The sequence below is a fragment of the Streptomyces sp. CC53 genome (assembly GCF_001865245.1).
Taxonomy (GTDB): domain Bacteria; phylum Actinomycetota; class Actinomycetes; order Streptomycetales; family Streptomycetaceae; genus Streptomyces.
Window position 1 is genome coordinate 26,291 of sequence record NZ_MKXB01000196.1, and the last position, 17,784, is coordinate 44,074.

Sequence of the window (17,784 nt, forward strand, 5' to 3'; positions counted from 1 at the left end):
CCCCGCCACGACAGCCGGACCTCACCCCTCCCGAACGGTCGGTGAGCGGAGGAGGTTGGATGGCTGCGTGGTGAGACGAAAGCAGCAGCGACCACCCTTCGGCATGCCGAAGGGCGTCGTCCTGCTCGCGACGCCGGAAGGCTGGCGCCACAGTGTCCACACCGCGGATGGCGGGACGGTCTGCGGGCGCCTCGCCGACGTGCCGGCCGGCGCCGATCCGGCCGAGGCACGGGCCGCCACGGCGACCCTGGTCGCACGACTCGCACGCGACGTCCACGCAGTCGACGTCGACGTGACGTGGGAGCCGCCCCGGGGCCCCGGCTCCTGGAGCGCCCGGGTGACCGTTGCCGCCCCCTCCGAGCACGCGGGGTGACACGACAGGCCAAGGACCGCCCCGCACCCGATCTCCGAAACGCCTCAGGCGTGTTCGGCCACGGCACGGCTCGCGGGTCCTCCCTGGAGGACCGGGTCGCGCGTCCTGGCGAGGACGAGCAGCACGTGGTGGGCGCCGCCGCCTCGGGGACGGCGGCCGCGGAGGATGTTGTCGTCATGCAGGGGACGAGCGTCCGCACAGGTGCTGGTGACGCAGCCGACCGGGAAGGCACCTCGGTCGTCCCGTACAAGCGTTGGACGGTGGCGCTCCTCGTGATGTCCACGGGCGTGGTGCGTGCGCAGCGCTGGAGACGGGTGTCACCTGGCGGGGGGCCGCGTCGTTCGCCGCGGGAAACACCGAGCGGCGGTCCTGCACCTGATCGGGTGACGGGTTCCGAGGACAGCCCCGACGGTGAGGGGGGCGGGCGCCGTCGGCACCGGCACGGAACCGGCTCCGAGGCGGGGAAGTCCCCGCGGCCCGGGAGCCGCCGACGGGCAGAGCCGCCGCGCCGGCCGTGGGCGCGGAGACCCGGGGCGGTGTGGGCGGTCGTTCGCACGGGAGTCGCCGCGCCCGGCCTGCTCACGCGCGGGCGCGTGCGGTCAGGCGGTGTCCGCCCGGTGGTGGGGCGGCAGGGGCCGCAGCCGGCACCGTACGGGGCCCTGCGCGCGCAGGGTGATGCCCGCGGTGACCGGCACGGCGGTGTCGACGGCCTCCAGCCCGTACGACTGGAGGATCATGGCCAGGGACAGGACGGACTCCAGCATCGAGAAGTGCTGGCCGATACAGGCCCGCGGTCCGCCGCCGAACGGGAACCAGGCGTAACGCGGGCGTTCCTTCTCCTGGTCGGGGGTGAACCGGTCGGGGTCGAAGCGCTCGGGCTCGTCCCAGTAACGGGTGTGGCGGTGCGTCACCCAGGGCGCGACGACCACGTCGGCGCCGGCCGGGATGGTGTGGCCGTCGATGCGGGTGGCGGCGACGGCGCGGCGACCGATGACGGGGCCCGCCGGGTACAGCCTCATGGCCTCCTTGAGGACACGGGTCAGGTACGGCAGCGCGTCGAGGTCGCCGGCGGCCGGGGTGCGGCCGCCCAGCACGCGCACGGCCTCCTCGCGGCCACGTTCCTGCTGTTCGGGGTGGAGCGCCAGCAGGTGCAGGGCGAAGGCCAGCGAGGTGGCGGTCGTCTCGTGCCCGGCGAGCAGGAAGACCAGCACCTGGTCGCGGAGCTCGGCCGCGTCCAGGGTGCCGTCCTCACCGCCGTCGGCGAGGGCGAGCAGGCCGAGCAGGTCGTCCGTCCCGCCGGGGTCGCCGGTGGCTCCCGTGGCGCTGCCGTCGCAGCGGCGTGCTCGGATGATGCGGTCGCACTCGGCGTACAGCTCGGCCATCGCGGCGGCCGCCCGGCGGTTGGCGGGGGTGGGCCAGTGCCGGGGGGCGGTGGCGGGTGAGAACGCGCGTCGCAGGACGTAGTCGCCGATGACGGGGAAGCAGCGTTCGACGACGCAGACGGCCGACTCGACGTCGGTGCCGAAGAGGATCCGGGCGACGGCCCGCAGGGTGAGCCGCGTCATCTCGGCGGAGACGTCGACGACGCCTCCGGGCGCGTCCCGCCAGGCCTCGGTGACGGCGGCGGTCTCGGCGGTGACGGCGTCGGCGTAGCCGTCGACCCGGCGGCGGGTGAACAGTGGCTGCACCAGGCGGCGCTGCCGCAGATACACCTCGTCCTGACTGGTGAGCAGGCCGTTGCCGAAGGACTCGCGGACCTCCTGGTAGAAGACGTTGTCCTTGCGGAAGTTGGCCGATTCGGTGGCCAGGACCTGCTGGGCCCCCTCGGCGGAGAACACCCCGTACAGCTCGGTCCGCAGCCCGGGCGGGCCCGCGGTGATCCGGACGACGTCGCCGTGTTCGCGGTACGCGGCGAGGAAGGTGCCGAGCGGATCCCGCTTGAGGTCGAGCATGGAGCCGACGAGCGGCAGCCCCGCGGGGCCCGCGATCTGTGTGCTGGTGATGGTCATGCGTCTCCCCTGAGCCGGTCCAGGCAGCCCTGGACGACCCCGTTGTGGCGGGCCGGGCACTGAGCCGATTCTGCCCCGTGAGCCCGGGCCGGGAAGCGGTCATCCCGGGACCCGGCCGGTTCACCCGCCGCCTTCGACCGGATTCCGGACACATCGGGAAGGTCCGCGGGGGGGGCCCCGGCGGTTGCCCGTACCGGTGCGCGGGAGGCCACGGTGTGCGGGATCGGGCCGCTGCGCGTCGGCGGCGGGCGCTGCCCGGGGCGCGGTGGAGGGCCGGGGCGCGCTCCGGTGCCCGCGGCGGGCCCGCAGACCGGGGTAAAGTACCCCTCCGGGTATGTGGTGAGGAGTGGGTGGCGTGGAACTGGATCTCGCGGGAGCCGAGCTGAAGTCGGTGCTGAACCGGCTGCGCCGGGCGCAGGGCCAGATCTCCGGGGTGATCCGGATGATCGAGGAGGGCCGCGACTGCGAGGCGGTCGTGACCCAGTTGGCCGCGGCGTCCCGGGCGTTGGACCGGGCCGGCTTCGCGATCATCGCGACGGGCCTTCAGCAGTGCCTCACCGGCCTCGGGGACGGTGAGGCACCGGAGGCGGACCGCGAGGAGGTGCGCGCACGCCTGGAGAAGCTCTTCCTCTCCCTGGCCTGAGCCGGGCGGGCCAGGCCGGGCGGCGCTTGGCGCACACGCGCCGACCCCGCCGTCGTGGATCGCCGTTCCACCGGCTGCCTCGGCCGACGGGAGGGCGGGCGCCGTGCGCGCACCGGCCGCACGGGCACCAGCGGCCCGTCAGCCCCGTACGGCCCGACGGGGCGTCCGGAGGACCGGGCACCTGAGACAGCCCGCGGGCCGGCCCGGCCCTGCGTGCCACCACGGCGAGCCGCCCCGGTTCCGGACGCGGGCGGGCAGACGGAGCCCCTCGCGTCAGCGGGGAGTCCCGACCCTGCCCCCTGCGCGGTCGGCCGGCGGCTGTCCCGAGGGACCGGCGCGTCGCCCCGGGGCGCCGGGGCCGCACCGCCCGCGGGCCCTTCGCCTGCTGCGTACCGCTCCGCCGCGGAGGCACCCCCCGGGCTCCGCTCCGTGTGTGTCACCGCCGGGCCGCGTCCGCCGCCATGAACGCCGCCACGGCCAGCAGGAGCCATCCGAACACCCGGCTCAGGGTTTCGGGTCGGACGCGGGCGGCCAGGCGCCTGCCGTCCCAGGCGCCGAGGACGGCGGCGCCGGTGAAGGGCGCCACCACCGCCCAGTCCAGGGCGGTTGCCGCGCCGGAGCGGGCGGTCAGCGCCGCGAGCGCGTTGACGGTGATCACCAGGAGGCTGGTGCCGACGGCCGCGCGCATGCGCAGCCCGACGACCCCCACCAACGCAGGAACGGCGAGGAAGCCGCCGCCGACGCCGAGGAAGCCGGTGACCCCGCCGAGCGCGGCCCCGGCGGCCGCGGCCCGCACCGGCCGGACCGGCGCACCCGCGTCCTCGTCCGCCTGGGGCTTGCCGCGCAGCATCCGCAGGGCCGCCAGGACGGCGACGGCGGCGAACGCGGCGGTCAGGGCGCGCCGCGGGACCCCGTCGGCGAGGGCCCCGGCCAGAGCGGCGGGCCCGACGCCGGCCACGGCGAACAGCGCGCCGGCCGCCCACCGGACCCGCCCGTCGCGGGCGTGGCCGTAGAGGGCCGTGGCGGAGGTGACGACGACGATCAGCAGGCTCGCGGTGGCGGCGTCGACGGGGCGGAAGCCGAGCAGGTAGATCAGCGCGGGCACGGCGAGGACGCCGCCGCCCCCGCCGAGCGCGCCGAGGGCGAGTCCCACGGCCGCTCCCGCGGCCAGGGCGAGGAGCAGTGCGCTCACGCGATCGAGCCGCGGTTGCCGTGCGGGTCGACGACGGGGAATCCGGCCTGCGCCCATGCGCGCATGCCGCCCTCGACGTCCACGGCGTGCGCCCCGCGCTCGGCGAGGAGCCGGGCGGCCTGCTGGGAACGCTGCCCGGACCGGCAGATCACGACGAGGGGGCGGTCCCTGGCCGGCTCGGGGAGGGCCGCCCGGGCGAGGAGGCCGGACAGCGGGGCGTGGACGGCTCCGGGCGCGTGGCCCGCCTGCCACTCCGCGGCCTCCCGCACATCGAGGAGTACGGCTCCGTCACCGCCCCGCAGCCGGTCGTGGGCCTGCTCGGCACTGACCCGGCCCGGGTCCGCTCCGGCCGCGGCCCGCAGCGCGGCGAAGGCGTCCGGGTCGAAGGCGTCGTCCACGGCGACGACGTCGCGGCCCTCCGCGTCCAGCAGGGAGGCGGCGATGGCGGCGCGCATGCCGCCCGCGCAGTGCACCCACACCGTGCCGGCGGGCAGGTCCCGGGTGCGGCGGCGCAGCAGGTGGACGGGGATGTGGACGGAGCCTTCGATGTGGCCGGCGGCCCGCTCGGCGGCACGGCGCACGTCCAGGACGACGAGGCCGGGGTCCGCGGCCAGTGCGGCGGCGAGCTCGGCGAAGCCGGCGCGGCGGAAGGAGCGGGGTGCCTCGCCGGGGCGCAGCCAGTCCGCGGGGGTGCCCACGGAGGCCGCCGCGGGGCGGTCGATGCCGACGCGGGCCAGTTCGCGCTGGGCGTCGGCGAGGCGGGCGGCGGAGTCGGCGAGGAGGGTGACGGGCCGCCCCCAGGGGATGAGCCAGGCCAGGTAGGTGGCGAGTGCGCCGTCGGCCTCCAGATTGTACGCGCCGGCCACGTGGCCTTCGGCGAAGGCGACGCGGCTGCGCAGGTCGACGACCCATTCGCCGGCGGCGAGCCGGGCGGCGATCTCGTGGGCGTCCGCCCGCGCGGGCGGGGTGAGGTCGATCGGGGTGGGGCCGGCGGCGTTCAGGGGGCCCATGTGGGCGTAGTAGGCGGGGATGTCGTCGAGCGCGGCGAGCAGGTCGGCGACGAAGGTGTCGGCGTCCTTGGCGAAGGCGTCGTTGGCGGTCTTCTCAGTGCCGATGGTGGTGGTGTCGGCGCCGTCGACGCTGGTGGAGGAGCAGAAACTGCCGAAGCCGTGGGTGGGGAGGACGGCGGTGGCGTCGGGGAGTTCGCGGGCGAGCCGGTGGGCGGAGGCGTACTGGTCGCGGGCGAGCCGTTCGGTGAGGCGGGGCTCGACGAGGTCGGGGCGGCCGACGGTGCCGATCAGCAGGGAGCCGCCGGTGAACGCGGCGACCGGGGTGCCGGCGTCCTCCAGGACGTACGCCGTGTGGTGCGGGGTGTGGCCGGGGGTGGCCATGGCCCGCAGTTCCAGGGCGTTGTCGACCGGATGCCGGTCGGTGTCGCGCACGGGGGTGTGCGGGAAGGAGACGCGGGCGTCGGCGGGGACGAGGTAGGGGGCTCCCGTGACGCGGGCTAGTTCGAGGCCGCCGGTGACGTAGTCGTTGTGGACGTGGGTCTCCACGACGAGGACGATGCGCACGCCGCGCCGTGCGGCCGCGGCGAGGACGCGGTCGATGTCGCGGGGCGGGTCGACGGCGACGGCGCGGCGGTCGCCTCCGGCGAGGTAGCTCCGGTTGCCGAGTCCTTGCGTCTCGATGGTGTCGACGAAGAACACGAGGGCACTCCTTCCGGTGGTGCCCAGGGGTGCGGGTGTTACCCCCGGGGGTATATAGGCACCCTATCACGGGTACCCCGGGGGGTATTTTTGAAGCGGATTCCGCGCCGGCGCAAGGCGAGAACGAGCCGTCCGCCTCCCACTCCGACGCCGACGGCCCGGCCGCGCCCCTCCGGGCGCGGCCGGGCCGTCGGCGTCGCCCTGCCGGGCGGCGGAGTCAGGGGCGGCGTGGCTCCACGATCATCGGGACGCGGTCCGGGTGGGCCACGGCGGAGGCGACCTCCTTGGGGGTGTGCCCCGGCGCGGGCCGCAGCCGCCACTGCGCGAGGATCGTCGCCAGGGCGATGGTCGCCTCCGTCCAGACGAACGCGTCCCCGATGCACTTGCGGTTCCCGGCCCCGAACGGGATGTACGCCTGCCGGCCGATCTCCGCCCGCCGCTCCGGCAGCCACCGGTCCGGGTCGAAGCGGTCGGGGTCCGGGTACAGCCCGGGGTCGCGGTGCATCGCGTACAGGCTGAACGCCACCTCGGTGCCTTCGGGGAACCGGTGCCCGCCCAGTTCGACGGGAGCGGTCGCCCGCCGCATCAGCAGGGTGACTCCGTGCAGCCGGATGACCTCGTCGAGCACCCGGCGCACCGCCGCCAGCCGCGGGACGTCCTCGACGGTGACGGGGCGGTCGCCGACGACCTCCGCGATCTCCGCCACCAGCTCCTCCTCGACCCCGGGGTGACGGGCCAGTTCGTGGAAGGTCCAGGCGAGCGTGGACGCCGTGGTCTCGGCGCCCGCGAAGAGGATCGTGCTGAGCTCGTCCCGCACCTCGGTGTCCGTGAGGGATTCGCCGGTCTCCGCGTCACGGGCGGCCAGGAGCACCGACAGCAGGTCGTTGTGGTCGGTGGGGCCGGACCTGCGGGTGGTGGCGACCACCTCGTCGATCACCCGCCGCAGGCGCGCGGCCGCGGCGTCGAAGTCGCGGTTGGCCTTGATGGGCAGCCGGTCGAGGAACTTCGGGGACGCCGCCCGTATGAGCATGTTCTTCAGGACGACCGGCAGGTTCTCCCGTACGGCCTCGACCGCGGGCAGGCCGATGTCCGTGGAGAACAGGGTCTTGGCGAGGGTCTCCACCGCGTACCCGGCCATCGCCTGCTCCATCTCGATCTCCTGGCCGGGGGTCCAGGAGTCGGCCAGTGCCCGCGCGTTGTCGCTCATGACCGCGGCGTACGTGTGGATGCGCTGCGGATGGAACATCGGCTGGATGAGCCTGCGGTGCCTGCGGTGCTCCTCGCCGCCCGCGGTGGCGAGCCCGTTCCCGGCGAGCGGGCGCAGTCGGTCGAAGAGACGCCCCTTCTCGAAGCTCCTGGCCTGGCGGACCGTCACTTCGTGGACCAGCTCCGCGGAGGTCACGATGTAGACGGGCATCGTGCCGAGGTCGACCCGGACGACGTCGCCGTCGCTCCGGAGGGACTTGAGGAAGCCCAGCGGGTTGCGCCAGAGCTTCCAGGCGTGCCCCAGCAGCGGTACGGCCCCTGGGGCGCGGGGCACCGATTCCAACCCGATTGACGCCACTGACACCGAAGAATCCTTTGCTCTAGCTGTGGGCGGTCTGTCGCGGCAGCCGGCGGCCGGACCCTGCGCCCGCGTCCGTGTACGCGGCCTCCGGCAGGAGGTCCCACCACCACCGCACGACTGGGATGTCCAGCGGCTTCCTGCTGTCGTCCACGGGGGTGTCGCGGAAGAAGGACGGCATGTCCGCAGGGTCATCGGGCGTCGTGTACCTGACAGAGCTGATGCCCCAGTCCTCGGCCCCCCTGATGAAGTGGCCGATGCTCCGCAGGTACTGCCCCAGCTGCGGGCTGCCGTGCCGGGTCAGGTGCGCGGTCAGGTCCGCGTACAGGCACATCACCCGGTCGCGCTGGGAGATGGCCTCGGCGAGCGCCTGCTCGGGGGTGAGACCGTCGTGCTCCTCCATCACGCGCAGGGCGTTGAGGTAGTAGCCGGTGGCCTTCTTCTCCTTCTTCTCCTTGTGGTACGAGAAGATGTCGTTGTCCCACGTGATGATGAAGGACGCCATCTCGGTGACCGCCCGCACCTCGGTGCGGTCCCGCTCGTGGGGCTGGAGCTCGTAGCCGTGCCCCATCTCCAGCAACGGCAGCACCACTGTGGTGGCTCCGTCGTACAGGCGCATCAGGGTGTAGTCGTTCAGCTGCGGCACCGTCCCGGAGCGGCGGTAGCCGGCCTCCCACACGACGGCGAAGAAGTACTCACGCAGGGTGTCCACCCAGCGCGCGGCCTGCCCTGCCGTGCCGTACCGGTCGACCCGCAGGCGCAGGTCGCGCAGCCCGGCCGCCAGCGGGTCGTCCAGCATGAGCGGCGCCTCCGGGTTGTGCGCGACGCGCAGCAGCCGGTGGAGCTCACCGGCCAGGTCGCCCGGCCGGCGGCCCAGTTCGCCCTCCTCGCAGTGGCCGTCGTCCACGCCGAACAGCCAGAGGATGAAGTCCGCGAGGAGGGAGACCACCTCCTCGCGCCCCTCCGGGAGGATGCGCGCCGCGAATGTGCCGATCTCCTGGGCGACCAGGCGGCCCCGCAGCTCCTCGGAGCCTATGCGGAAGGTCTCCGCCCAGGCCGCGGTCTGGACGTCGGCCTCCGCGTGGCACGGATGGATCGCCGGCGGGATCGGCGAGTAGATCGGCGGCACTGTCAGCCCGGGCCCCACTGCGGCCTCCCTCTCGTCGCGAAGAAGCGACGGGTCACTAGCGCAATATCCGTCAGAGTCCTGTCAACTCACGGCACTTGCACCACAAGAATGATCAACTCTGGCGCATAGTAGTCACCCGTGCACCCACTTCCAACAGGACGATTGCCGTGTAAACGACACGGTCCCGGCCGGTCGGACGCCCTGACCACCGTCAGCGGCTCAGTGGCCGGATCCGAACAGCGCGCTCCACCACGTCCGCCGCACCGGCCTCCCGTCGCCGGTCCGCGCCGCCGGGGGCCGGTCCGAGGCCACCTGCTCGGGCAGCGGCCCCGGGGACGTCGAGGCGAAGTCCCGCGGCGCACTGCCCGGCCCCGACCGGCGCACCGGCGCCGGCGGCGTGAACTGCACGGGCAGGGCGTCCAGACGCTTCGACATCCAGGCCGCCGACCAGCGCAGCTCGGTCTCCGGGACGGCGAGGCGCAGGTCGGGCAGGCGGGCGAGCAGCGTGTCGATGCCGGTGTCGGCGATGGCCCTGCCGATGTCCTGGCCGGGGCACTCGTGCGGCCCGCTGCTGAACGCCAGGTGGGCCCGGTTGCCGAGCAGCGGGCGGTCCAGGTCGGGGCGGATCTCCGGGTCGACGTTGCCCGCCGCCAGTCCCAGCAGCAGCATGTCGCCCTCCCTGATCTGCCGGCCCCCGAGCACGGTGTCCCCGGTGGCCCACCGGCCGGTGATGGCGGAGAGCGGCGGCTCGTCCCACAGCACCTGCTCCAGGGCGTCCGGCAGCGTCATGTGGCCGCCGGCCAGGTTGGCACGGAAGCGCCGGTCGGTCAGCACCAGGTGCAGGGTGTTGGCGATCAGGTTGACCGTCGTCTCGTTCGCGGCGACGAGCACCAGCCGCAGGTGCTCCATGACCTCGTCGTCGCCGAGCCCCGCCTCGTGCGCCATCAGCCGGCTCGCGAAGTCGTGTCCGGGGCGCTCCCGCTTCCGCTCGACCAGCGTACGGAGGGTCTTGACCACGAAGTCGTTGCTGGCGAGCGCGGTCTCACTGCCCTTCATGAGGTCGAGCGCCGCGTCCACGAGCTTCGGTCCGTAGTCCTCCGGCATGCCGAAGAGCTGGGTCATCACCAGCATCGGGAGCTTCTCCGCGAAGTCCCCGATCAGTTCGGCCTGGCCGGTGGCGGCGACCGAGTCGACGAGCTGGTCGGTGTAGCGGATGACGTACCGGCGGATGCCTCGGCGGTCGAACCCGTCCAGACCGTCCCGCACGGCCGACCGCAGCCGCTCGTGGTCCGCGCCGTCCGCGAACACGCACAGCGGCTGCCACTCCACCATCGGGCGCAGCGGCGAGTCGGCGGGCACCCGGTGCTCCCGGAACATGCGCCACAGCCGGGAGTCGTTGGAGAACCGCGAAGGCGACCGCATCACCTCCAGGTTCTCCCGGTGCCCGAGCACCAGCCAGGCCGGCAGGTCGCCGTGGAGGAGGACCGGGGCCACCGGGCCGTGCTCGGCGCGCAGGACCTCGTACAGGGCCTTCGGGTCGGCCTCCGCCTCCGGGCCGTACAGGCGGCGCAGGATCCCGCCGTCCATGCCGTGCGCGGGGCAGCCCGGCGGCGGGGCCAGGCCGGCGGACGGTGCCGGGGGAAAGGCGTGAGGCGCGGAGTCGGGCGGGGTCATGACGCCTCCTGGGTCGTGACGAGGTTCTGCAGGTAGCGCATCAGCGTCATCAGGATGTCGCGGCTGGAGGTGCGGTCCCGGGCGTCGCACGGCACGATCGGCACGTGGGCCGGCAGGTCGAGCGCCGCCCGCAGCTCCTCGACCGGGTACGCGGGCGCGTCCGGGAAGCTGTTCACGGCGACCACGAACGGCACGCCGCGCTCCTCCAGGCGGCCCAGCACGTCGAAGCTGACCTCCAGCCGCCGCGTGTCGACCAGCACCACGGCACCGAGCGCACCCTCGAAGAGGCCGCGCCACAGGAACCAGAAGCGTTCCTGCCCGGGTGTGCCGAACAGGTACAGCACCAGTTCCTGGTTGATGCTGATGCGGCCGAAGTCCATGGCGACCGTGGTCGACGTCTTGCCGTCGACGCCCGAGGTGTCGTCGACGCCGACCCCGGCCTGGGTCATCGTCTCCTCGGTGGTGAGCGGGCGGATCTCGCTGACGGAGCCGACGAAGGTGGTCTTGCCGACGCCGAACCCGCCCACGATCACCACCTTCACCGCGGTGGTCGCGGTCTCGGGCAGGGCGTCCTCGGTCCGCGGCCCCCGAACCGCGGTGCCGGCGCCCTGCTCGGAGCCGGGCTGCTCAGAGCTTCTGAAGTCCATCGATAACTGCCTCTATCAACGCGGGGTCGGGGAGTTGGGCCGGAGGGATCGGGGGTCGCGCGAGGACCCGGTTCTCGGCGAGGAGATCACCGAGGAGCACCGTCACGACACTGACCGGGAGGCCGGTGTACGCGGAGATCTCGGCCACGGACAGCGGTGACTGGCACATGCGTACGATCGTCGCGTGCTCCGGCTGCATGCCGGGTTTCACCCCCGACTTCGCCACGATCAACGTGACGAGGTCGAGGTCGACGGGCGCCGACCCGCCGCTGCGACCCCCCGTGATCACGTAGAGCCGTTCGGGGCTTGAGTCCTCCCAGTCCCCGCCGCCCGCATCGCTCACCTGGCGCCCTGCCCGTCCTGCCGCGGCGGGCTGCTCAGGTGCTCTCCGATCCGCAGGACGAGGTCGCGCATGCGCTGGCCCATCAGCCCCGCGTCCACGCCCTCGTCGGCGAGCACGGCGAGGTACGCGCCCTCTCCCGCGGCCATCAGGTAGAAGAACCCGCCGTCCAGTTCGATCACGACGAGCCGCATCCGGCCGTCGCTGTGCGGCAGTTCGGTGGCGACGGCGCCGGCGAGGGACTGCAGGCCGGCGCAGGCCGCGGCGAGCCGGTCGGCGGTGTCGTTGTCCGCGCCGTACTGGGCCATGCGCAGGCCGTCGGCGGAGAGCACGACCACGTTCCGGGTCTGCGGGACTCCTTCCGCGAGGTCCTTGAGCATCCAGTCCATATTGGCCTGCTGCTTGATCATTGCTGCGTGTTCCCCTTGCTGCTTGCGTCGGTGGGCTCCCCGGTCAGGCCGCTCTGGAAGGCGGCCAGCCACATGCCGGGCTGCACCTGCGGGTGCTGACCCTGCTCGGGACCCGTGGCGGCGGGCGTCGGCGACGTCTCACCGGTGGATGCGGCGGGTGCGGAGGCCGGGGCGGCGGCGCCCTGCGGCGGTGCGCCGAACGGCTTCCTGCGGCGGCGCTGGGGCAGTCCGTTCGGGGTCCGCTCGACCATCGGGGGCGCCTCGGGGGCCGCCACCGGCCCGGTGGCCGGACGCTCGGTGCGGGCGGGCCCCGGGACGGGGGGCGCGGCCGGGACGGTGGTGTGGGGCACGGAGGTGGCGCCGATGCCGTGGGCGAGGCCGGAGGCGCCGGCGACGGTGGTGATCAGCTCCTGGGGGACCACCACGACGGCGCGCACACCCCCGTACGCGGAGGAGCGCAGACTGACCTGGAAGCCGTACGCCTGGGCGAGGCGGCCGACGACGGCGAGGCCGAGGCGCGGGGTCTCCCCGAGGTCGTTCAGGTCGATGCCCTGCTGGGCCTGGCGCAGCATCCGCTCGGCGCGCTTGCGCGCCTCCTCGCTCATCGAGACGCCGCCGTCCTCGATCTCGACGGCGATGCCCGACTGCACGTCCACGGCGGTCAGGTGGACGCGGGTCTGCGGCGGCGAGTAGCGGGTGGCGTTGTCGAGCAGCTCGGCCAGCGTGTGGATGAGCGGCTCGACGGCGGGGCCGGTGACGGCGACCTCGGTGACCGAGTGCAGTTCGACCCGCTGGTAGTCGATGATGCGGGACATGGCGCCGCGCAGCACGCTGTAGAGGGGGACGGCCCTGCTCCACTGGCGGCCGGGGCGGGTGCCGCCCAGGACGGCGATGGAGTCCGCGAGGCGGCCGATGAGGGCGGTGCCGTGGTCGATGCGCAGCAGGTCGCCGAAGACGTCCGGCCGGTTGCCGTGGCGGTCCTCCATCGCCCGCAGTTCGGTGGCCTGCTGGTGCACGATGGCCTGGACGCGTCGGGCGATGTTGACGAAGGCGCGCTGCGCCGACTCGCGCAGGTCCTCCTCGGCGACGACGGCGTCGACGACCACGCGGACGACGGCCTGGTGTTCCTCCGGGGCGTTGATGGAGGCGAGCACGTCCTCGGGGAACTCCCCTCGGCGCAGTCGCTCCACGGCGTCCGGGAGCAGGGTCCCGGCCAGGTGGGCGGTCTCGGCGTGGCGCCGGGCCAGGGCGGTGTCGCGGGCGGCGACCGCGGCCCGCGCCTCCGCCAGCAGGCGCCCCCTGCGGGAGACCTCGGTTCCCAGCGCCGCCAGGGTGAGGGCGGCGACCGCCCCCAGAGCCCCCACGGGGCCCCGCGCGGAAGCGGGAACCACGGCCACCAGGACTCCGGCGGCCACAGCGATCACAGCAGCGGGCAGCAGCCACACGAAAGATGCCGCGGACCGCGGGCTTCCACTTCCGGGCGACGATTCCTCACGGACCATCAGCACCCTCAAACCCATCGACGAGAAAGATCATATGACGACGGGCGTTGAGCATAGCCCTTTCGAGTGAAGCTGATTGACACAGGGTCATCTGATGGCCCGATGTTTTCCCAAGGTTCCGTTTTCAGAGGGGCGCTCGCGACCCGAAGGCCCCCAGCAGGGTCGCGTTTCCGCCACCCGGCCGCGGGCTTCGCAGGTCCACCGCGGTGCGCGCCGCCCCGGCGGCCACCCGTGGGCCTCGGGGCACACGGGCCCTCCGCCCCCTCCGCTACCGGCGGCGCCCCGTGGCGCGCAGGTAGGGGACGTCCAGGACGAGGGTCCCGTCGGTGGCGCGGTCGTGCGCGGCGAACAGTGCGGCGAGGTCGCCGCGGGCGGCCCGCCACCGGCCGGCGGCCTCCAGCGCGGCGCGGTGCTCGCGCAGGGGACCCGGCTTGTCCTCGAAGGCCGTGACGGCGTGTTCGAGGGACGGGTACGCAACACGCACGCGGACGACGCGGGTACGGAGGGTGACGGGCAGCGGAGCGAACCAGGCGCGCAGCGGCTCGGGCCTCCCCCACCGCGTGGGTGACGCGGCGGCCCGGGGCCACCCCAGATGGCGGGTGACGGTGGGGGCGATCCGGCCGAACACCCCGTCGGGGGTCCACGCGGCGACCGCGAGGAGCCCGCCGGGGCGGCAGACGCGGACCAGCTCCGCGGCGCAGCGCGCCGGGTCGGGGGCGAACATGACGCCGAAAGTGGACAGGACCACGTCGAACGCCCCGTCCGCGAAGGGCAGCGCCCGGGCGTCGCCCGCCACGAACCGGGTACGGACCGCGAGGTCCTCCCGGCGGGCGCGCCGGGCAGCCGTGCGGAGCAGACCGGTCTCCGGGTCGAGGCCCGTGACACGGGCGCCCGCGCGGGCCGCAGCGAGGGCGGCGGGGCCCGAGCCGGTGCCGACGTCGAGGACCCTCGGCCGGGCCCCGCTCCGCGGGCCGAGGAGCGCGAGGGCGTGGGCGGTCACGTGGTCGGCGGCGTGCGCCCAGGCGTCCCCCGCGGCGGTGTAGTCGCCGTCGCCCCAACCGGTGTTCACCGGTGGCACCCGCCGTCCGGCCGGCCGGGGTGGGCGCCGTCCTCCGGATCGCGGTCCGGGCCGTGGACGGCGACCCCGTCGGCGGCGAGCGCCTCGGGGATTCCGGCGAGTGCGGGCAGCCGCTCGATGTGGTGGACGCCCGCCGGCAGGGTGCCGGCGAGGGCCGCGCGGGTGACGTGGGCGGCGACCAGGCCGGTGACCCTGCTCTGCTGCCGCCCCGTCAGCGTGCAGGTGGTGCGGCGGGCTCCGCGCAGGGCGTCGACGCGCAGGGCGAAGCGGTCACCGCCGGCGTGCACGCGGCGGAAGACGCGCACCAGCAGGTCCCGCACGCGCGGGTGGCGGGCCGCGCCGCGGACGGCGAACAGCGCGGCGGTGAGCGCCGCGGAGTCCAGGCACAGGCGGGTCGTGGCGTCGGGGACGCCGAGCCCGGCCCGCAGGGTGTACTGGTCGGAGAACGGGAAGGGGTGGGCGGTCCGCGTCCCGAAGCCGGGGAGCTCGACACGGGCGGACCGGGCCCCGCCCGCGGACCGGGCCAGGCCCTCGACGGTCCAGCGGACGGCGTCCTCGCCGTGCCGTTCGCCGGAGCCCAGCAGGACGGTGGTGTCGATGCGGTCCGCCGCTCCGCCGAGTTCCCGGTGGGCGCGCGCGGCCAGCAGGTTGGTGAGGCCGGGTGCGACGCCCACGCTGAGGACGGCCGTCGCGCCGGTCGCGGTGGCGAGGTCGTGCAGGGCGGCGGTGCCGTCCAGCAGCCGGCGGGTGGCGCCGACGTCGACGAGGTGCAGCCCGCGTGCGAGGCACAGCCGCGCCACGCCGGGGTCCGGGGGCTCCACGCACAGCACCACCGCCGCCAGGTCGGCCAGCCCGTCGAGGACCCGGCCGAACGCGGCCGGGTCCGTCACGTCGACGCGGACGCCCCTGCTGCGCCCCGCGGGCAGGACCCGGTCGGGGTACCAGGCGGCGAGCGTGGAGGTGACGGTGGCGCCGACCGCTCCGTGGCCGCCGACGACGAGGATCCGACCCGATTTCACTGTAGTCATACTCTAGTGAATCACACTGTAGTGTCACTACAGTCAACACCGGCAGACCGCCTGGAGGACCCGTGACCGCTCCCACGTCCCGCGCGGAGAAGGCCCGCCGCACCCGCCTGCGCATGCTCGACGCCGCCGCCGGGCTCTTCACCGAGCGCGGCTGGGCGGGGACGACGGTGGAGGACATCGCGCGCACGGCCGGAGTCGGCGTCCAGACCGTGTACTTCACGTTCGGCACCAAGCGCGCCCTGCTGAAGGAACTGCTGGACACCGCCGTCGCCGGGGACACCGACCCGGTCGCCACCCTGGACCGCCCCTGGGCCCACGAGGTCCTCGACGCCCAGGAGCCGGCCCGCCAGCTGGGCCTGCAGGCGGCGGGCGCGCGACGGATCCTGGAGCGGGCGGCGCCCGTCCTGGACGTGGTGCGGGGCGCGGCGGCCTCCGACGCGGAACTGGCGGAGCTGTGGCGGGTCAACGTGTCCCAGCGGCACGCCGTGCAACTGCGCTTCGCCGAGGCCCTGGTGACGAAGACCGGCGGGGCACTGCGCGGCGGGCACGACGCCGGGTCCGCTGCGGACGTGGCGGCGGCGCTGCTCGGACCGGAGACCTACGGGCTGCTGGTCGGCGGCCGGGGGTGGACACCGGAGCGCTGGGAGCACTGGGCGGCCGACGCCCTCGTACGCCAACTGCTGCCGTGACGGGCGACGGTACGGGAACGGGCGCCGGCCGGCCGGCGGAGCGACGGCCCGGCGTACGAAACCGACCACATAAGACCCGGTTTGACGCACGCATATACGAGGGTTGACGCAATGGGGAAGTTCCGTTGACGGCGCTCTCGGAGGTGGGTCATTCTCGACTCGCCCGCAGCGGCACACCCCCCGTGACGCCCGTTCCGCGCCGTCCTGCCGCTCGCCGTCGCCCGGAAGGAACCGATCCGTGGACAGCAGCAGCTACCTCTTAGTAGTCGCCCGCAGGCCAGGCACCGCCACCGGCGGGCCACCCGACCCCTCGTCCTTCGCGCAGATACTGGAGCACGTCGCCGGGATGCGGCACGTGCACTTCACCGGCAACCCGAAGGGGGCCCTGGAACTGGACGACCAGGCGTACGGCTCGTCGTGGGTGCGGACGGCCTGGGAAGCGCTGCTGGCGCTGCGGGACTTCGCGGACGCGGCGATGGAGGGCGGGGCGCACGGCGACTTCCGCACCTGGTGCGAGCACGCGCCGCGGGGTGCGCACACCATCTCGCCCCGCAAGATCGTCAGACGCGAGTCGAAGACGGTCAAGGCCAACCCGTGCTGGCGGCGGCAGCGGACCTTCCCCGTACCGGAGTACGTCCACCCCAGCCGCCGCCTGTTCATGGGCGCGCACCTGCGGATCGGCTCCGGCAACACGGTCGCCCCGCGGCTGCACTACTTCGACGGGGCGTGCGCACGGCACGGCGTGTTCATCGGCTACATCGGCCCGCACCTGACCAACACGCTCACCTGACACGACCGCGGGCCGGCTGGGAGGTCCCGGCCGGCCCGCGGTCCCGCGCGTTCAGCTGACGGCGGCGGAGAGGTTCTCGGAGAGGACGCTCTCCACCAGGTGCGACAGGGCGCTGTCGCCCTTGACGGCGGTGGAGTTCTCCGCGCACTGCTGGTCCTGCGTGTCGTTGAGCAGGTCCTGGACACCGACGTTGATGAGCAGGATGTTCTGGACGTCCGCAGCGACCGGGATGCCGGCGCACAGCTTGTTCAGCGAACCCTGGACGGCGCTGAACTGCGGGCTCATCTCGCCACCGGTGACGGTGTTGCCGTACGCCTGCTCGGCGTAGTTGCCGTTCTGCGTGTCCACGAGGTGGTCGCCCGTGGCGAACGCCATCGGGGCGCCCGCGCCGAGCGCGGCGGCGGCAATACCGGCGGAGGCAACAACCTTCTTGATCATGAATCTTCCTTCTCGTCGGGGGACCCGCGGCCGGGTCCCCCTGCTAACCGGCAGGCCCCCGGCACGTCACGGCCGACGGGGGCGAAAGGGGCACATTCACCCGTGTGCCGCACACGAGCGGCCGTTCACCAGGCTCCGTCACCGACCGGCCGCCCCGGCGGTTCAGCGTCCCCCAACGGCGTGACCTGGCCGGGAGCCGGCGGCACCCACGGGTCGTGGTCGTCGCCGAGCCAGTCCCCCACCGGCTTGACGGCACCGAGCGGAGCGGCGGGCGGCAGGTCGGCGGCCCCTGCGTCGTCGTAGTCGTACCAGGGCAGACCGGCACTGGTGTACGCCGCGCGGTCGACGGGGGACGGGGGCGGTTCCTCCCCCGTGATGCGGCGCCAGTCCGGCGGGGTGACGAGGTGGACGAAGACCCGGCCGGAGGGCTCCGCCGACCAGTCGGCGAGGGGCCGGTCGTCCCGGTACACGTCCTGGTGCATGCTGCCGCCCGCGCCGAGCCCCATCGCCGCGGCCCGGCGCGGGGCGCCGCGGACCGCGCCCGGTGCGGCGCCGGGCGCCGCGGGGCC

17 protein-coding genes and 1 pseudogene are annotated in these 17,784 nt (G+C 74.5%); 4 read left to right on the forward strand and 14 right to left on the reverse strand.

The window, feature by feature from the left end:
* Positions 1–67: 67 nt before the first annotated feature.
* On the forward strand, positions 68–373 hold the full coding sequence (locus BJP40_RS26415) for a hypothetical protein (protein ID WP_143066032.1): 306 nt from the start codon (positions 68–70) through the stop codon (positions 371–373).
* A 599-nt stretch (positions 374–972) separates the two neighbouring features.
* On the opposite strand, the gene BJP40_RS26420 is transcribed toward BJP40_RS26415, so the two are convergent.
* Positions 973–2,382: a cytochrome P450 gene (locus BJP40_RS26420; protein ID WP_071282949.1), complete on the reverse strand. Its 1,410-nt coding sequence runs from the start codon at positions 2,380–2,382 to the stop codon at positions 973–975.
* 355 nt (positions 2,383–2,737) lie between these two features.
* Here BJP40_RS26420 and BJP40_RS26425 point away from each other — a divergent pair, with 355 nt between their 5' ends.
* Positions 2,738–3,025, forward strand: a complete 288-nt coding sequence (locus BJP40_RS26425) for a metal-sensitive transcriptional regulator (RefSeq protein ID WP_071282950.1) — start codon at positions 2,738–2,740, stop codon at positions 3,023–3,025.
* 436 nt (positions 3,026–3,461) lie between these two features.
* Here the strand turns inward: BJP40_RS26425 and BJP40_RS26430 are convergent, their stop codons facing one another.
* The 11 genes from BJP40_RS26430 to BJP40_RS26480 all read right to left on the reverse strand — a co-directional run bounded on the left by BJP40_RS26430 (position 3,462) and on the right by BJP40_RS26480 (position 15,298).
* A complete protein-coding gene (locus tag BJP40_RS26430; RefSeq protein WP_071282951.1) occupies positions 3,462–4,217 on the reverse strand; it encodes a sulfite exporter TauE/SafE family protein in 756 nt (251 codons plus the stop codon).
* Positions 4,214–5,926 (reverse strand): rhodanese-like domain-containing protein, encoded by a 1,713-nt coding sequence (locus BJP40_RS26435; protein WP_071282952.1) that lies wholly within the window; start codon positions 5,924–5,926, stop codon positions 4,214–4,216. The genes BJP40_RS26430 and BJP40_RS26435 overlap by 4 nt, the downstream gene beginning before the upstream one ends.
* 217 nt (positions 5,927–6,143) lie before the next feature.
* Entirely contained in the window at positions 6,144–7,496 is a 1,353-nt protein-coding gene (locus BJP40_RS26440; protein WP_226962809.1) for a cytochrome P450, read from the reverse strand.
* A gap of 16 nt (positions 7,497–7,512) precedes the next feature.
* Positions 7,513–8,637 (reverse strand): selina-4(15),7(11)-diene synthase, encoded by a 1,125-nt coding sequence (locus BJP40_RS26445; RefSeq protein ID WP_071282953.1) that lies wholly within the window; start codon positions 8,635–8,637, stop codon positions 7,513–7,515.
* Positions 8,638–8,838: 201 nt separating this feature from the next.
* The gene (locus BJP40_RS26450; RefSeq protein WP_071282954.1) at positions 8,839–10,293 is read right to left on the reverse strand and encodes a cytochrome P450; all 1,455 of its coding nucleotides are present in this window, start codon (positions 10,291–10,293) and stop codon (positions 8,839–8,841) included.
* Positions 10,290–10,940: an ATP/GTP-binding protein gene (locus BJP40_RS26455; protein WP_071264994.1), complete on the reverse strand. Its 651-nt coding sequence runs from the start codon at positions 10,938–10,940 to the stop codon at positions 10,290–10,292. The genes BJP40_RS26450 and BJP40_RS26455 overlap by 4 nt, the downstream gene beginning before the upstream one ends.
* Positions 10,921–11,283, reverse strand: coding sequence for a DUF742 domain-containing protein (locus BJP40_RS26460; protein WP_071264996.1), 363 nt, complete (start codon positions 11,281–11,283; stop codon positions 10,921–10,923). The genes BJP40_RS26455 and BJP40_RS26460 overlap by 20 nt, the downstream gene beginning before the upstream one ends.
* Complete coding sequence (locus BJP40_RS26465) at positions 11,280–11,690, reverse strand: roadblock/LC7 domain-containing protein (RefSeq protein ID WP_071264998.1); 411 nt, start codon at positions 11,688–11,690, stop codon at positions 11,280–11,282. Before BJP40_RS26465 ends, BJP40_RS26460 begins: the two co-directional genes overlap by 4 nt.
* The gene (locus BJP40_RS26470) at positions 11,687–13,192 is read right to left on the reverse strand and encodes a sensor histidine kinase KdpD (RefSeq protein ID WP_071282955.1); all 1,506 of its coding nucleotides are present in this window, start codon (positions 13,190–13,192) and stop codon (positions 11,687–11,689) included. The genes BJP40_RS26465 and BJP40_RS26470 overlap by 4 nt, the downstream gene beginning before the upstream one ends.
* Positions 13,193–13,460: 268 nt before the next feature.
* Positions 13,461–14,261: a class I SAM-dependent methyltransferase gene (locus BJP40_RS26475; protein WP_218153240.1), complete on the reverse strand. Its 801-nt coding sequence runs from the start codon at positions 14,259–14,261 to the stop codon at positions 13,461–13,463.
* Positions 14,258–15,298, reverse strand: coding sequence for a saccharopine dehydrogenase (locus tag BJP40_RS26480; protein ID WP_226962808.1), 1,041 nt, complete (start codon positions 15,296–15,298; stop codon positions 14,258–14,260). The genes BJP40_RS26475 and BJP40_RS26480 overlap by 4 nt, the downstream gene beginning before the upstream one ends.
* Positions 15,299–15,360: 62 nt before the next feature.
* Here BJP40_RS26480 and BJP40_RS26485 point away from each other — a divergent pair, with 62 nt between their 5' ends.
* Both BJP40_RS26485 and BJP40_RS26490 read left to right on the forward strand, forming a co-directional pair.
* Positions 15,361–15,987 (forward strand): TetR/AcrR family transcriptional regulator, encoded by a 627-nt coding sequence (locus tag BJP40_RS26485; protein WP_226962807.1) that lies wholly within the window; start codon positions 15,361–15,363, stop codon positions 15,985–15,987.
* Between the two features lie 238 nt (positions 15,988–16,225).
* The gene (locus tag BJP40_RS26490; RefSeq protein WP_143066033.1) at positions 16,226–16,777 is read left to right on the forward strand and encodes a hypothetical protein; all 552 of its coding nucleotides are present in this window, start codon (positions 16,226–16,228) and stop codon (positions 16,775–16,777) included.
* 51 nt (positions 16,778–16,828) lie between these two features.
* On the opposite strand, the gene BJP40_RS26495 is transcribed toward BJP40_RS26490, so the two are convergent.
* Both BJP40_RS26495 and BJP40_RS26500 read right to left on the reverse strand, forming a co-directional pair.
* Positions 16,829–17,215, reverse strand: coding sequence for a rodlin (locus tag BJP40_RS26495; RefSeq protein WP_071265006.1), 387 nt, complete (start codon positions 17,213–17,215; stop codon positions 16,829–16,831).
* 125 nt (positions 17,216–17,340) lie between these two features.
* Positions 17,341–17,784 (reverse strand): annotated as a pseudogene (locus BJP40_RS26500) (hypothetical protein); the annotation flags it as partial.

What these genes read in the sequence shown, in the direction of transcription:
- BJP40_RS26480 (WP_226962808.1), bottom strand. Translation starts at nt 15,298, where the DNA reads ATGACTACAGTGAAATCGGGTCGGATCCTCGTCGTCGGCGGCCACGGA.
- BJP40_RS26450 (WP_071282954.1), bottom strand. Translation starts at nt 10,293, where the DNA reads ATGACCCCGCCCGACTCCGCGCCTCACGCCTTTCCCCCGGCACCGTCC.
- BJP40_RS26470 (WP_071282955.1), bottom strand. Translation starts at nt 13,192, where the DNA reads ATGGTCCGTGAGGAATCGTCGCCCGGAAGTGGAAGCCCGCGGTCCGCG.
- BJP40_RS26495 (WP_071265006.1), bottom strand. Translation starts at nt 17,215, where the DNA reads ATGATCAAGAAGGTTGTTGCCTCCGCCGGTATTGCCGCCGCCGCGCTC.
- BJP40_RS26465 (WP_071264998.1), bottom strand. Translation starts at nt 11,690, where the DNA reads ATGATCAAGCAGCAGGCCAATATGGACTGGATGCTCAAGGACCTCGCG.
- BJP40_RS26420 (WP_071282949.1), bottom strand. Translation starts at nt 2,382, where the DNA reads ATGACCATCACCAGCACACAGATCGCGGGCCCCGCGGGGCTGCCGCTC.
- BJP40_RS26455 (WP_071264994.1), bottom strand. Translation starts at nt 10,940, where the DNA reads ATGGACTTCAGAAGCTCTGAGCAGCCCGGCTCCGAGCAGGGCGCCGGC.